Source organism: Micromonospora sp. DT48, assembly GCF_049844495.1.
GTDB lineage: Bacteria > Actinomycetota > Actinomycetes > Mycobacteriales > Micromonosporaceae > Micromonospora.
Window position 1 is genome coordinate 18,426 of record NZ_JBNCLE010000024.1, and the last position, 14,182, is coordinate 32,607.

A 14,182-nucleotide genomic window follows, 5' to 3' on the forward strand; every position below is an offset into this window, starting at 1 on the left:
ACAGCATGCCTTATCGAAGGTTAAGGCGTGTCGCGGGGCGGGGCGGCGGCCGAAAAGTCACACCGCCGCAGGGCCGGCGGGTCGGCTGTTCAGCAGGTGGGCGAGCGATCGGGTGCGCTCCCGGCGTGGGTGAAACCGAGGCCGGACGCAATGAGCGGCGGGGCCCTCCCCGGCACCCGCCGCCCACGCTCTGATGCCTCAAGATTCTGCCGTACGCCCGTCCGGCAGCACAGAGACCGAGGTCACATTTACCTTTTTGTTACATCACTCTGGGTAAGCGATCATCGGCCCCTAAGCGATCTCCGCAGGTCGAATCCTCGCTAGTCAGTGCCGAAATTCTTGCGTAGTACCGGGTCAAGCCGTTGATCTCATTGGAAACGCTCCCATTACGGGCGGTTACGCAAATGCGACATGCATGTGCGACATGCGAACGCCTTGGGAGACCGACGACGGTCGATGCGGACAAACGCCCCACGGGGCACCGCGACCAGGGTTACGGTGGCAGCACGCCGGGAATGCGATGAGGTACGCCCGAGTTCCACCAGACATAGCTGTTCCGCGTGATCGGAGAGACTCACATGGCAACCGTCGAGCTGACCACGGCTAACTTCGACCAGGTGACCGAGGCCAACGGCATCGTGCTGGTGGACTTCTGGGCAGACTGGTGCGGCCCCTGCAAGCGGTTCGCTCCGGTCTACGAGCGATCGTCCGACAAGCACGCGGACATCACCTTCGGCAAGGTCGACACCGAGGCGCAGCAGGAACTCGCCGCCAAGTTCGACATCCGGTCCATCCCGACGATCATGGCCATCCGCGACGGGGTGATCGTCTTCGCTCAGCCCGGCGCGCTGCCGGAGTCGGCGCTGGAGAACCTCATCGAGCAGGTCCGGGCGCTCGACATGGACGACGTACGCAAGAAGCTCGCCGAGCACAAGCACTGACCCACATACGACGGCCGGCCCGATCGGGGCCCGGCCGTCGTGGTGTCGGGGCCGTCACAGCTAGGACACGGCCCGCCAGTCGGCACGTTCCGGCGAACTGCCGTGCCGTATCTTCAGCACGCGATGGATGCGTTGACGAGCCGTGGCCGCACGGTCCGGGTGGCGGTGACGGCCCTCGGCCTCGCAGTCCTGCTGGCCGGCACGGTCTGGGGCGCGGACGACCACTTCCCGTTCGGCCCGTTCCGGATGTACTCCACCTCCGATCCGGCCGACGCCGACGCCCCGGACACCCGGGTGGAAGGGGTCGACCGCAACGGCAACCTCGTCGACCTCGGCGAGCGGGCGACCGGCATCCGCCGGGCCGAGATCGAAGGCCAGCAGAGCCGGTACGTCGCCGACCCGAGCCGGTTACGCGAGGTCGCCGAGGCGTACGGCCGGCGGCATCCCGACGCACCGGAACTGACCGAGGTCCGGATCGTGATCCGGTGGCATGACATCACCGACCGTCGACCCACCGGCCGCTGGGTCGACGAAACCGTCGTCAGCTGGCAGGTCACCCGATGACCCGCTGGCTCACCGAGGCGGTGCCACGCGGTCGGGTCGCCGCGTTCCGCACGCTGGTCTACCTCTTCGTCGCCGCCGACCTGGTCGTCTTCACCCCCTGGGTACGCGACCGCGTCGACGTGCCCGGCAACCTCTACCAACCACTCTTCATCGGACGCGTCCTGCCGCTGCCCACCCCCACCTCGGCGTGGGTGAGCGTGATCTTCTGGGCCCTGCTGTCGCTGGCCCTGCTCGCCGCCACCGGACGGGCCCACCGACTGCTCGGCTGGACGGTCTTCGCGCTCTACTTCGAGTGGATGATCATCGCGATGAGCTACGGCAAGGTCGACCACGACCGGTTCGCCCTGCTCGTCGCGCTGGCCGTGCTACCCACCGCCGGCCGGGCAAGACACGGTGACCAGACCAGGACCGAAGCGGGCGGCTGGGCCCTGCGGGTCACCCAGATCTCGGTGATCTGCACCTACTTCCTCGCCGCCTGGGCGAAGTTCCGCTTCGGCGGCCTGGATTGGGCGACCGGCTCGGTACTCGCCAAGGCGATCATCCGGCGGGGCACCGACCTGGCCGACCTGATCGCGCAGGTCCCTCACCTGCTGCTCGTCGCCCAGTTCGGCATCCTCGCCTTCGAACTGCTCAGCCCAGTGGTCTTCGTGCTGCCCGAGCGCTGGCGGCTCGCCACGGTCGCGTTCTTCTACTCGTTCCACCTGGTGACGATCGCGACCATCACCATCTCGTTCGCACCACACCTGGTCGCCATGACCAGCTTCCTGCCGCTGGAGAAGGTCCGCCCGGTGGTCGCCCTGCGACGCCTACTGGCCCGCAGGGCGGCGCGGAGCGACCTCGCCCCGGAGCCACCGGCGGGCGCCCGCACCCCGGCGGACACCCGGGACGGTGACGACACCCCGGTGCCGGACCCGGCACCGTCCTGACCGGAGGGGGCAGGCCGCCCGGTCGGCGGGCCGGTTCGCCCCGTACCGGGTGTCGCGGCGGATGGCGGTGGTCAGCCGCCGGAGGAGCCGTAGAGGCGGTTCCGGGTCTCCTGGGGCAGTGAGCAGGCGGCCGTGCCGCCGGGCATCCGGTGCCGGTTGCGGGCCACCAGGCGGTAGACCGGCCAGGCGGCGGCGCGTACCGGCGGGAACCGTAGCCCGGCTCCGGCGATCCGCCACCCCCGGCCACTGCTGGCGAGCAGCGCGGCGATGGCGTCCGGACCGGCGGCCCGGCTGCCGTCGGCGCCGACCCACTGCACCGCCTCCTCGCACTGCGCCTCGGTCAGCCCGAGCTGGTCGAGGTCGGCGAACTGCCAGGGCACCACCCGGGCGGCGGTCGGGATACGACGCTCGATGAACTCCGCGCAGCGGGTGCAGAAGGCGCAGTCCCCGTCGTAGACGAAGGTCGACATGCCTCCATCCTCCCTCCGCAGCAGGCGATCCACACTCGGGTGTCCGGCGAGTCACTTGTACCCGACTAGAACGTGTGTTCGGATACTGGTCATGCGCTGGGAGAACCTCGCCGCTCCCCCGGTCGAGGGAGTTCCCACCCGGGCAGCGCCAGCGACGCCACCCCTGCCGCTGGCGCTGCCCGAGGCGATCGTCCGCACCTTCGACACCCCCGACTTCGCCGGCATGACCTTCTACGAGGTGCACGCCAAGTCGATCCTCAACAAGGTCCCCGGCACCTCCCGCGTCCCGTTCGAGTGGACCGTCAACCCGTACCGGGGATGCAGTCACGCATGTTCGTACTGCCTGTCCGGGGACACTCCGATCCTGATGGCCGACGGAGGCATCAGAGCGATACGCGATCTGGAGGTGGGCGACCGCATCTATGGGACCGAACGGCGGGGTGCCTACCGCCGCTACGTGGTGACCACCGTTCTGGCCAAGTGGTCGACGATGAAGCCGGCCTACCGGCTCACGCTCGAGGACGGCACGACATTTGTCGCGAGTGGCGATCACCGCTTCCTGACCGAACGGGGCTGGAAGCACGTCACGGGCGCCATGCACGGCGATGGCCAGCGCCCCTACCTGACCACGAACAACCGCCTGATCGGCACAGGGCGATTCGCAGCCGGGCCGAAGGAGAACGACGCCTACCGAAAGGGCTATCTCAGCGGCATGATCCGCGGGGACGGCAACCTCGGCACCTACGTCGACCCGTACGGCGTCGTGCACAGGTTCCGGCTCACGCTGGCCGACGAGGAAGCGCTGCACCGCACCCAGCGCTATCTGCGCGCGTTCGGAGTTGAGACGACACGGTCCTGCTTCACACCGGCCAGTTCACATCGCCGGGCGATGAAAACCATCCGTTCCTCCAGTGAGGCGGACCTGAACGCCATCCGGAGGCTCATCGCGTGGCCCGCGCAGCCCGACGACGACTGGTACCGAGGTTTCCTCGCCGGCATCTTCGACGCCGAAGGAAGTTGTAGCCGGGGGATCCTCCGGATCTCCAATGCCGACGACGCCATCCTGACCCAGACAGCGGACGCGTTACGTCACTTCGACCTCTCCGCCATACTCGAGGGTTCCGGGCGGGCCAACCGGGTCCGCACCCTGAGGGTGACGGGTGGCCTCGCGGTACGTCTGCGGTTTTTCCACCTGACCGATCCCGCCATCACCCGCAAACGTTCGATCGAGGGGGCTGCGGTGAAGTGCCGGGCCAGGCTGCGGGTCACCGAGATCGAATCTCTCGGCCTGGACCTTCCGCTGTGGGACATCACCACGGGCACCGGTGACTTCATCGCCGACGGGGTGGTGAGCCACAACTGCTTTGCCCGAAATACTCACACCTACCTCGACTTCGACGCGGGGGCGGACTTCGACAGCCGGGTGGTCGTCAAGGTCAACGCGGGTGAGCTGCTGCGCCGTGAGCTGGCCGCACCGCGCTGGCGCGGCGCGCACGTGGCGATGGGCACGAACGTCGACTGCTACCAGCGGGCCGAAGGGCGCTACCGGCTCATGCCGCCGATCATCGAGGCGCTGCGCGACTTCGCGAATCCGTTCTCCATCCTGACCAAGGGCACCCTGATCCTGCGTGACCTGCCGCTGCTGCGGCAGGCGGCCGAGGCCGCTCGGGTGGGCGTCTCCTTCTCGGTCGGGTTCGTCGACGAGCGACTGTGGCGCTCGGTCGAGCCCGGCACGCCGAGCCCACGCCGCCGGCTCGACGCGGTACGCCGGTTCGCCGACGCCGGCTTCGAGGTGGGCGTACTGATGGCGCCGATCCTGCCCGGCCTCTCCGACTCGGACGAGTCGATCGAGGCCACCGTGGCGGCGATCGCCGCGGCGGGCGCGGCCAGCGTGACGCCGCTTGCGCTACACCTGCGTCCCGGCGCTCGCGAGTGGTACGCGCGATGGCTCGGGCGGGAGCACCCCCATCTGGTTCCGCGCTACCGGGAGCTGTTCCGGGCGGGCGCGTACGCGCCGCAGTCCTACCAACGGGAGCTGACCGCCCGGGTCCGCATCGCCGCCCGCCGTCACGGGCTGATCCGGGCCGAGGCCGGCGAACACCGTGCCGCGCCGCAGCCAGCACCAGCACCGGAGCAGCTGAGCCTGCTCTGAACAGGGCGGGGCGGGGGAGGCTGAGCGTTGTCGAAAGGGTCGATCGGGGGCAGCCTGGACAGCGACGCGGCTACAGTCGTCGGATGCGTGCCGCCAAGCAGATCCTCGCCGACGCCGCCGTGATCGCCGTCGTCGGTGCGTCCCGCGATCCGTTCAAGGCTGCTCACCGCGTACCGCTGGAGATGCAGCGGCATGGCTGGCGCATCATTCCGGTCAACCCGACCGCCGACAAACTCTTCGGCGAGCCGGTCTACCGGTCCCTGGCCGACATCCCGCACCCGGTCGACCTGGTCGACGTGTTCCGGCCGGCCCACGACGCCGTGGAAGTGGTGCGGCAGGCGGTGGCGATCGGTGCCCCGGCGGTGTGGTTGCAGCTCGGCATCGTCTCGGCGCAGGCTCGGCAGATCGCCGAGGAGGCCGGGATCGACTACGTCGAGGACCGCTGCCTGATCGTGGAGCGGGCCAGGGCCGGGCTGACCCGGCGGAGCTGAATACCAGTCGACCCGGGCGGCGATCAGCGGCATCCTGTGCGGATGCCCACGTCGTGCCAGACCCTCCTCCGGTGGCAGTTCGACCTGACCTGGTCGCTGTTCGAGTACCACCTCGAACAGCTCGAACCGGCGGACTTCGGCTGGGCACCGGCCGGGCACCACTGGACCATGCACCGGGATGCCGCGGGTCGGTGGACGCCGGACTGGGCGGACAGCGAACCCGACCCGGTCCCGGTACCCACGATCGCGTGGCTCACCTGGCACCTCGGGTGGTGGTGGACTGCGGCGATCGACCACCTGCGTGGCCGCCCGATCCCGCAGCGGGCGGATGTCGGCTGGCCCGGGCCGGGTGACGAGACCGTGGCGTGGCTGCGCGACCTGCGTACGCGATGGCTGGCCGTGCTCGACAACCTGACCGACGGCGATCTCGACGCCGCGGCCACGTTCCCGTGGCCGGCGGAGAGCGGGCACACCGTCCGACACCTGCTGGGCTGGGTCAACGCCGAGCTGATGAAGAACGTGGCCGAGATCGGTCAGCTCCGGCTGATGCGTACGGCGCAGGCCGTCGGCTCCGGCCCCGAGCGTTAATAGGGGGCCCCTGCTCTACCGGAGGCGTTAATAAGGTGCCCTTCCTTACCGCTCAGAGCTTGTAGTGGCGGAGCAGGCCGCGGGAGATGATCGTCTTCTGGATCTCCGAGGTGCCCTCGCCGATGAGCAGGAACGGGGCCTCCCGCATCAGCCGCTCGATCTCGTACTCCTTGGAGTAGCCGTAGCCGCCGTGGATGCGGAACGCCTCCTGGACGACCTCGGCGCAGTACTCCGAGGCGAGCAGTTTCGCCATCCCGGCCTCGACGTCGTTGCGCTGCCCGGCATCCTTGAGCCGGGCAGCGTTGACCATCAGGGCGTGCGCGGCCTCGATCTTCGTACCCATCTCGGCCAGCTTGAAGGCGATGGCCTGGTGCTTCGCGAGCGGCTGGCCGAAGGTCCGGCGCTGCTGGGCGTAGCCGACGGCCAGTTCGAAGGCCCGGATGGAGATGCCGCAGGCGCGGGCGGCGACATTGACCCGGCCGACCTCGATGCCGTCCATCATCTGGTAGAAGCCCCGGCCCACCTGGTCGACCCCGCCGAGGACGGCGCTGTCGTCGACGGTGACGCCGTCGAGCACCATCTCGGTGGTCTCGACGCCCTTGTAGCCCATCTTGTCGATCTTGCCGGGGATGGTCAGGCCCGGAGCGGTCTCGCCGAAGCCGGGTTCCTTCTCCAGCAGGAAGGTGCTCATGTTGCCGTAGACCGAGTCGGCGCCGGTCTCGGTCCGCACCAGGGTGGCCACCACCGACGAGTACGCGCCGTTGGTCAGCCACATCTTCTGCCCGTTGATGACGAAGCGGTCGCCGTCGCGGACGGCCTTCGACTTGATCGCCGAGACGTCGGAGCCGCATTCCGGTTCGGACATCGAGAAGGCGCCGCGCACCTCGCCGATGGCCATCTTCGGCAGCAGCCGCGCCCGCTGTTCGGCGGAGCCGTGCTGGGAGATCAGGTACGCCACGATGAAGTGCGTGTTGACGATGCCGGAGATCGACATCCAGCCTCGGGAGAGTTCCTCCACCACCAGCGCGTAGGTCAGCAGGGACTCGCCGAGACCGCCGTGTTCCTCGGCGATGGTGAGGCCGAACAGGCCCATCTCCTTCATCCCGTCGAGGATGTCGGCCGGGTACTCGTCGGCGTGTTCCAGGCGCTGCGCGTGCGGGATGATCTCCTTGTTGACGAACTCCCGGACGGTTTCCAGGATCGACCGCTGCTCGTCGGTCAGGCCGGGCGTCTGGGCGAGTCGAGCCATCTCAGCCTCCGGGGAATCGGCACCTTACTCATTGGTAACTAAACGCTCGATCAGTATCGGTCGCCCGGCCGGAGCGGCCAAGGTGACCAGTACCCACAACCGCTGTGAAAAGGTTCACCGCGACGGGTAGCGTCCCGCAATGAGGGCCCCCTACCGAAGGGGACGGGCACCGGACGGCGGGACGGAGGACAAGAGCGTGGGCCAACCACCGGAACCAGAACAGCCACCGTCGCCCTACGAGCCACCCCCGGGCGGAGGGCAGCCGCAGTACGGCCAACCGTACGGACAGCAGCCGGGCGAGCCCGAACAGCCGACGTACGGGCAGCCGTCGTACGAACACCCGGGCCAACCGCCGCACGGCCAGCAGTGGGGCCAACAACCGCCGTACGCCCCACAGACCCCCTACGGGCAGTACGGACCGCCCACCGGACAGGGCGGCGGACGCGGCACCAACGTCCTGGCCGTCCTGTCGCTGGTCTTCGCCTTCGTCTTCGCCCCCGCCGGCATCGCCCTCGGGCACCTGGCCAAGCGGCAGCTGCGCACCAGCGGCGAGGACGGCGAGCAACTCGCCACCTGGGGCCTGATCCTCAGCTACGTCTTCACCGGCCTCATCCTGCTGGCCTGCTGCGGCTGGCTGGCCCTGGTGATCTGGGCCGGCTCCGACAGCGCCAACACCTAGCCGGCCGCTCAGCGGAACTGCGCCTCCCGGACACTGTTGCCGCCGTCCACCACCAGCATCTGCCCGGTGATGTACGACGCGGCCGGTGAGCAGAGGAACGTGATCGCGGCGGCGACCTCGTCCGGAGTGCCGGGGCGACCCACCGGCGTACCAAGACCCTGCTTGATCTCGGCCACGGTCGACGCCGCGGTGTAGATGGTGCCCGGGGCCACCGCGTTGACCGTCACCCCGTCGGCGATCATCTCCATGGCCAGCGCCCGGGTCAGGCCCACCACACCGGCCTTGGCCGCCGCGTACGCCGCCTCGGTGGGCAGCGCGTTGACCGGTCCGGCGGTGGCCGCCAGGTTGACGATCCGGCCCCAACCACGCTCGGCCATCCCGCCGATGAAGGCCCGGCTGCACAGGAAGGCGGTGGTCAGGTTCCGGTCGATCTCGCCCTGCCACTCGTCGTAGCTGAGCTGAGCGACCGGGCGCAGCACCTCCGGGCTGGCCCGGCTGGCCAGGCCGGCGTTGTTGACCAGCACCTCGACATCGCCGAGCTGCTCGGTGACGGCATCGGCCAGGGCGCCCACCTCGGACTCGTCGGTGAGGTCGGCGACGAAACCGGTCACCCCGAGTTCACCGGCCCGTTCGTGGATGCGCCGGGTCGTCGACACGATCGCCACCCGGGCACCCAGGTCGGACAGTCGGCGTGCGGTGGCGTACCCGATGCCGTCCGGGCTGCCCGCCCCCGTCACCAGGGCCACCTTGCCGTCCAGCCGCATCGTCACCGGTTCCGGCAGTGCCGCCGGCGCGTCCTGCTCTCCGGGCTCCGGTGTCGCGACGGAGCGTGTCCGCCGGACCATGCCGGGCCGGCTGACGTCCCGTCGTGGTCTGCTGCCGGAACGGTCCGCCGCCCGCGCGTCAATCCCCATGCCGAGATCCTGCCCTCACCGTCGCCGTCGGGCAACGCGCACCCGGTGCCGGGCGCGTCGCGAAGTGCGGGGCGTGACTACCCTGACGGCGCCACAACCTCACGACGGAAGAGAAGCCCGATGACGCAACCCCCGCCGGCGGGCTGGCCCGACCCCGCATCGACAGGCCAGCCGTCCGGCCCGCCCGCCGACCCGACACTGCCGGCCACTCCGCAACCACAGGTCCCATCGCAGCCGTCCGGATACGACCCGTACCAGCCCAGCGCCGACCCGTACCAGCCCGGTGCCGACCCGTACGCCGGTCTGAAGTCCGATCAGGCTGCCGCCGCGCCGTACCCGCCCGTCGGTTACCCGCCCGCCCAGCCGCACGGCTACCCGCCGGTCCCACCCGGATACGGCTACCCGCAGCCGAAGACGAACGCCATGGCGATCGCCGCCCTGGTGCTCGCGCTGCTCGGGGTCAGCTCGTGCATCACCGCGCCGATCGGCGCCATCATGGGTCATGCGGCCATGCGCCAGATCCGGGAGACCGGTGAGGGCGGCGAGGGCATGGCCAAGGCCGCCATCATCGTCGGTTGGATCCTCACCGGCCTGGTCACGCTGGCGATCATTGCCTACGCCATCGCCATCGCCATCGCCATCGGGGCCAACAACTGACCCGCGCCGCCCGCCCCGATCGAGGTCGGGGCGGGCGCGGGAACAGCGGTGGGGCTACTCGGCCGGTGGGGTGAACGTCGAGGTACGCGTCATGCCGGCCGCTCGCCCCTTGGCGGCGATCACGAGCGCCATCTTGCGGGACGCCTCGTCGATCATCTCGTCGCCGAGCATGACCGCACCCAGCCGGCCGCCCGCCTCGGAGGTGTAGTGCTGGTACGCGTCGAGGATCAGCTCGGCGTGGTCGTAGTCGGCCTGGGCGGGCGAGTACACCTCGTTCGCGGCGTCGATCTGGCCCGGGTGCAGCGCCCACTTGCCGTCGAAGCCGAGCGCCGCGGACCGCTTCGCCACCTCACGGAACCCGTCGGTGTCCCGGATCTGTAGGAACGGGCCGTCGATGGCCTGCTTGTCGTGCATCCGGGCGGCCATCAGGATGCGCATCAGGATGTAGTGGTACGGGTCGCCCGGGTAGTCGGGGATGAGGGCACCGACCGCCAACGACTTCATGTTGATCGAGGCCATGAAGTCGGCCGGGCCGAAGATGATCGTCTCGACACGTGGCGACGCGGCGGCGATGGCGTCGACGTTGACCAGCCCGGCGGCGTTCTCGATCTGCGCCTCGATGCCGATCCGGCCGACCTCCAGACCGAGGGTCATCTCCAACTGGGTGAGGGTCATGTCCAGCCACTGCACCTGCGCCGCGTTCTGCACCTTCGGCAGCATCACGCAGTCGAGGTTGGCGCCCGCGCCCTCCACCACGTCGATGACGTCCCGGTAGGTCCACGCGGTGGTGAGGTCGTTGACCCGGACGACCCGGGTCTTGCCCGCCCAGTCACCCTCGTTGAGCGCCGCCACGATGTTCTTGCGGGCGTCCGGCTTGGCCAGCGGGGCGACCGCGTCCTCCAGATCGAGGAAGACCTGGTCGGCCGGAAGTCCCTGAGCCTTACCGAGCATCTTGACGCTCGACCCGGGCACGGCCAGACAGGACCGGCGGGGACGCCCAACAACGGCCATCGACGGTGCTCCTTCCGGGTACGGCCGCTGCGCCGCCCCTGACTTAACGATCCCAAAGGTGATTGTGACGTCACGGTAACCTCGTCGCGTGACCCCGGTGAATGGACCTGTGGAAGATGTCACTGGCCGCCGTCTGATCGTGATCACCGGAGCGAGTTCCGGCATCGGGTTGGCCGCCGCCTGCCACCTCTCCCGCCGGGGTGACCAGGTCGTCCTGGTCGGGCGCGACCCGGCCAGACTACGGGCCGCCGCCGACGAGGTACGCGAGACCTCCGGAGAGCGACCCGAGGTGTTCCGCGCCGACTTCGCCGTCCTCGACGACGTCCGGCGGTTGGCCGAGCGGCTGCGCGCCGCGTACGACCAGATCGACGTGCTGGCCAACAACGCGGGCGCCATCGCGCTCCAGCCGGTCACCACCGTCGACGGTTTCGAACTGTCCATCCAGGCCAACCACCTGGCGCCCTTCCTGCTCACCAACCTGCTCGTCGACCGGGTACGGCGGACGGTGGTGACCGCCTCCGGCGCGCACCGCAGCGGCGCCCTCGACCCGGACGACCTCAACGCGCCGTTGCGCCGTTACCGGGCACTGACCGCGTACGGCACCAGCAAGCAGGCGAACATCCTGTTCACCGCCGAGGCGGCCCGGAGGTGGCCGCAGCTCGACTCGTACTGTTTCCATCCCGGGGTGGTGCGGACCCGTTTCGGCAACAACAGTCGGCTGGTCGCCCTGGGCATGCGCCTGCTGCCGTTCCGCACCCCGGTCAAGGGGGCGCAGACGTTGGTGTGGCTGACCAACCAGGAGCGAACCCGGCTGAACAGCGGCGGTTACTACTTCGACTGCCGACCACGTCGCCCGTGGCCGAAGGCGGCCGATCCGCAACTCGCGGCACGGCTCTGGGCAGCCAGCGCCGCTGCCGTCGGTGTCCCGGCCTGACGGGTCGCCGCGCGCCTGCGAGGCCGGTGAGAAGGTCAGCGAGGAGAAACCGGATCGCCACGGTCGGTCGGCGTTGCGATACTGCGCGCCATGACCGGCAGCGAAGACGCCGTCCTGCGGGTACTCGGCAAGGACGAGGAACTGACCAACCGGCTGGACGCGGAGTTGACCGCCTTCAACCAGCAGGCCACCGGCGCCGCCGACGAGGCGGAGCTGTCCGTCCGGGTGACCGACGCCGGCGGTGAACTCGTCGCCGGGTTGACCGGATGGAGCTGGGGCACCTGCGCCGGGATCAACATGGTCTGGGTCCGGGCGGACCGTCGCGGCCGAGGCTGGGGTGGCCGGTTGCTGGCGGCGGCCGAGCGGGAGGCCCGCCGCCGTGGCTGCACCGAGATCTCGGTCGCCTCCTTTTCGTTCCAGGCTCCGGGCTTCTACCGTCGGCACGGCTACCTCGACACCGGCCGTCGGGAGGGCATCCCGGGCGGCCACGTCGACCACCAGTTCTGGAAGTCGTTGGTCACCGACACCGCCTCGGCGGTGCGCCTGGTCGCGTTGGTGGAGCTGCCCGACGTGGCGGCCGGGCGGCACTACGAGGACTCGGTGCTCGCCCTGCTGCCCCGCCACGGTGGTCGGCTGGAACGGCGACTGCGAACCGGCGACGGGCGTACCGAGGTGCACGTGATCCGGTTCGACACCCGGGCCGGCTACGCGGGCTACCTGGCCGATCCGGAGCGGATCGCGCTGCGGGCGGGCCTGGGCGAGGCCGCGCCGCAGACCCGGGTGCTGGAGGTGCACGAGGTGTGACGCTCGCGGGGGTGTCAGTCGCGGACCGGCGCGGCGTCCGCCGGCACCGCGGTGGTGACCCGTGCCGTACGCCGAGCCGTGCGGGCGCTGGACAACACCACCACGGCGACGCCGACCAGCAGCAGCGCCAGGCCGGGCAGGGTCACCGGGTCGGGCAACTGGCCCAGCCACGCCCAGCCGATCAACGCCGCGCCGGGCGCCTCCAGCAGGATCAGCACGCTGACCGTGGTGGCGGAGACCCGCCGCAGGGCGTAGCTGAACATCGAGTGGCCGAGCAACTGCGCCCCGCCGACCAGGGCGAGCACCGCCAGCCAGGTGCCGGTGTCGAAGCCACGCAACGGCACCCCGCCGACCAGGCAGACCACCAACAGGATCAGCCCGCACACCCCGTAGCAGATGGTGGTGTAGGTGGCGTTGCTGACGGTGACCCGGGCGCGTTCCCCCAGCGCGGTGTACACCGCCGCGAACAGGCCACCGGCCAGCGCCAGTAGGTCCCCGGTGAAGGCCTGGCCGGAAACCGTGAAGTCGGCCCCGGTCGCCAGCACCGCCCCGACCACCGCCACCCCGATACCGGCCCAGACACCCGTCGGTAGCCGACGGCCCTGGGCACGGGCGATCAGGCCCTGCCAGACCGGTTGGGTGGCCACCAGCGCCGTCGCCGCCGCCACCGAGGTGAGCTTCGTGCTCGGCATCCAGGCGGCGAAGTGGGCCGCCAACGCCGCCCCCGCCAGGACGCAGAACATGCCCTCGCGACGGCCGACGCGGCTGGTCAGGGAGCGGAACTCGGACCGGCGACGGGTCAGCGCGAACGGGCTGAGCACGGCCACCGCCAGCACGTTGCGCCAGAACGCGACCGCCAGGGCCGGTGCGGCGGCGAAGGCGATCAGCGGCGCGGATGACGACACGGCGAAGACGGCCACGGCCAGGGCCGCGCCGGTCATCAGGTCGAACGGCGGACGATGGGGTTCGGGGACCACGAGGTGCAATCTTCACATGTCGCCAGGGCGGCACTGACCGTCAACGTTCGGTTACGATCAGGCGCGTCCTCCCCCGGGACTCCCCCCTCATCCGCCGGAAGGCAGTTTCCCCATGCCCAGGTTCCGCGCGGTGCTGTTCGACTTCTTCGGCACGTTGACCGGTCCGGTCCAGCGTGGCGCGGGCCACCTCAGCATCGCCGAGCTACTCGGCTGTCCACCGGACATCTTTCTCAAGGTGCTGGACAGCAGCTTCTACGACCGCGCCAGTGGGCGCTTCGGCAGCGTCGAGGCGTCCCTGCGCTGGGTGTGCGCGCAGGTCGGCGTACACCCTCCGGCGACGGCGTTGCGAGCCGCCGCCGCTGCCCGTCACCAGGCCATCCGCGCGGAGACCCGGCTACGGGACGAGGCCGTGCCGACCCTGCGGGCGCTGCGGCGTCGGGGGGTGCGGACCGGCGTGATCAGTGACTGTACGCACGAGTTGCCGCTCCTCCTGCCGGAGTTGGCGGTCGCCCGGCTGCTCGACGTCCAGGTGTTCTCCGTCCAGGTGGGGCGGTGCAAGCCGGACACCGCCCTCTACCTGGACGCCTGCGCGCGGCTCGGCCTGTCACCGCAGGACTGCCTCTACGTGGGTGACGGCGGCAGCCAGGAGCTGACCGGCGCGCAGCGGACCGGCATGAGCGCTGCCCGGCTGGCCGCACCCGACCTCGTCGACCACCTGGTGTTCAACCTCGACGTCGAGTGGGTCGGCCGGACGCTGGCGTCCCTGAGCGAGGTGGTCGACCTGGTCGACGGGGTACCCAGCCCGGTGGGTGCGCTGCGGTAGCC

General features: G+C 70.2%; 16 protein-coding genes. 11 read left to right on the plus strand and 5 right to left on the minus strand.

Going from position 1 to position 14,182, the window contains the following annotated elements:
• The first annotated feature begins 578 nt into the window (after positions 1-578).
• From trxA to ACLQ2S_RS23840, 3 genes are all read left to right on the plus strand, one after another.
• On the plus strand, positions 579-941 hold the full coding sequence (gene trxA / locus ACLQ2S_RS23830; RefSeq protein ID WP_155215266.1) for a thioredoxin: 363 nt from the start codon (positions 579-581) through the stop codon (positions 939-941).
• A gap of 123 nt (positions 942-1,064) precedes the next feature.
• Complete coding sequence (locus ACLQ2S_RS23835) at positions 1,065-1,505, plus strand: hypothetical protein (RefSeq protein ID WP_155215267.1); 441 nt, start codon at positions 1,065-1,067, stop codon at positions 1,503-1,505.
• Positions 1,502-2,431 (plus strand): HTTM domain-containing protein, encoded by a 930-nt coding sequence (locus ACLQ2S_RS23840; protein ID WP_425702958.1) that lies wholly within the window; start codon positions 1,502-1,504, stop codon positions 2,429-2,431. The genes ACLQ2S_RS23835 and ACLQ2S_RS23840 overlap by 4 nt, the downstream gene beginning before the upstream one ends.
• A gap of 71 nt (positions 2,432-2,502) precedes the next feature.
• Here ACLQ2S_RS23840 and ACLQ2S_RS23845 read toward each other — a convergent pair whose 3' ends face one another.
• On the minus strand, positions 2,503-2,901 hold the full coding sequence (locus tag ACLQ2S_RS23845; protein WP_155215269.1) for a thiol-disulfide oxidoreductase DCC family protein: 399 nt from the start codon (positions 2,899-2,901) through the stop codon (positions 2,503-2,505).
• A 91-nt stretch (positions 2,902-2,992) separates the two neighbouring features.
• On the opposite strand from ACLQ2S_RS23845, the gene ACLQ2S_RS23850 reads away from it, so the two are divergent.
• The 3 genes from ACLQ2S_RS23850 to ACLQ2S_RS23860 all read left to right on the plus strand — a co-directional run bounded on the left by ACLQ2S_RS23850 (position 2,993) and on the right by ACLQ2S_RS23860 (position 6,132).
• Positions 2,993-5,053, plus strand: coding sequence for an intein-containing Rv2578c family radical SAM protein (locus ACLQ2S_RS23850; RefSeq protein WP_155215270.1), 2,061 nt, complete (start codon positions 2,993-2,995; stop codon positions 5,051-5,053).
• 83 nt (positions 5,054-5,136) lie between these two features.
• Positions 5,137-5,544, plus strand: coding sequence for a CoA-binding protein (locus tag ACLQ2S_RS23855; protein WP_155215271.1), 408 nt, complete (start codon positions 5,137-5,139; stop codon positions 5,542-5,544).
• A 42-nt stretch (positions 5,545-5,586) separates the two neighbouring features.
• The gene (locus ACLQ2S_RS23860; protein ID WP_155215272.1) at positions 5,587-6,132 is read left to right on the plus strand and encodes a DinB family protein; all 546 of its coding nucleotides are present in this window, start codon (positions 5,587-5,589) and stop codon (positions 6,130-6,132) included.
• Between the two features lie 52 nt (positions 6,133-6,184).
• Here ACLQ2S_RS23860 and ACLQ2S_RS23865 read toward each other — a convergent pair whose 3' ends face one another.
• A complete protein-coding gene (locus ACLQ2S_RS23865; protein ID WP_425702959.1) occupies positions 6,185-7,381 on the minus strand; it encodes an acyl-CoA dehydrogenase family protein in 1,197 nt (398 codons plus the stop codon).
• 196 nt (positions 7,382-7,577) lie between these two features.
• Here ACLQ2S_RS23865 and ACLQ2S_RS23870 point away from each other — a divergent pair, with 196 nt between their 5' ends.
• Positions 7,578-8,060, plus strand: a complete 483-nt coding sequence (locus ACLQ2S_RS23870) for a DUF4190 domain-containing protein (RefSeq protein WP_425702960.1) — start codon at positions 7,578-7,580, stop codon at positions 8,058-8,060.
• Between the two features lie 8 nt (positions 8,061-8,068).
• Here ACLQ2S_RS23870 and ACLQ2S_RS23875 read toward each other — a convergent pair whose 3' ends face one another.
• Positions 8,069-8,905, minus strand: coding sequence for an SDR family NAD(P)-dependent oxidoreductase (locus ACLQ2S_RS23875; RefSeq protein WP_196222471.1), 837 nt, complete (start codon positions 8,903-8,905; stop codon positions 8,069-8,071).
• A 189-nt stretch (positions 8,906-9,094) separates the two neighbouring features.
• Between ACLQ2S_RS23875 and ACLQ2S_RS23880 the strand changes: the two genes are divergently transcribed.
• Positions 9,095-9,631 carry a DUF4190 domain-containing protein gene (locus ACLQ2S_RS23880; protein ID WP_155215275.1) on the plus strand — a complete coding sequence of 179 codons (537 nt, stop codon included), beginning with the start codon at positions 9,095-9,097 and terminating at the stop codon, positions 9,629-9,631.
• 54 nt (positions 9,632-9,685) lie between these two features.
• On the opposite strand, the gene ACLQ2S_RS23885 is transcribed toward ACLQ2S_RS23880, so the two are convergent.
• Complete coding sequence (locus ACLQ2S_RS23885) at positions 9,686-10,642, minus strand: HpcH/HpaI aldolase/citrate lyase family protein (protein WP_425702962.1); 957 nt, start codon at positions 10,640-10,642, stop codon at positions 9,686-9,688.
• 109 nt (positions 10,643-10,751) lie between these two features.
• Here ACLQ2S_RS23885 and ACLQ2S_RS23890 point away from each other — a divergent pair, with 109 nt between their 5' ends.
• Positions 10,752-11,576: an SDR family NAD(P)-dependent oxidoreductase gene (locus ACLQ2S_RS23890; protein WP_425702964.1), complete on the plus strand. Its 825-nt coding sequence runs from the start codon at positions 10,752-10,754 to the stop codon at positions 11,574-11,576.
• A 90-nt stretch (positions 11,577-11,666) separates the two neighbouring features.
• Positions 11,667-12,380 (plus strand): GNAT family N-acetyltransferase, encoded by a 714-nt coding sequence (locus tag ACLQ2S_RS23895; protein WP_425702966.1) that lies wholly within the window; start codon positions 11,667-11,669, stop codon positions 12,378-12,380.
• 14 nt (positions 12,381-12,394) lie between these two features.
• Here the strand turns inward: ACLQ2S_RS23895 and ACLQ2S_RS23900 are convergent, their stop codons facing one another.
• Positions 12,395-13,321, minus strand: coding sequence for a DMT family transporter (locus ACLQ2S_RS23900; protein ID WP_155215425.1), 927 nt, complete (start codon positions 13,319-13,321; stop codon positions 12,395-12,397).
• 148 nt (positions 13,322-13,469) lie between these two features.
• Between ACLQ2S_RS23900 and ACLQ2S_RS23905 the strand changes: the two genes are divergently transcribed.
• A complete protein-coding gene (locus ACLQ2S_RS23905) occupies positions 13,470-14,180 on the plus strand; it encodes an HAD family hydrolase (protein ID WP_155215278.1) in 711 nt (236 codons plus the stop codon).
• Positions 14,181-14,182: the final 2 nt, after the last annotated feature.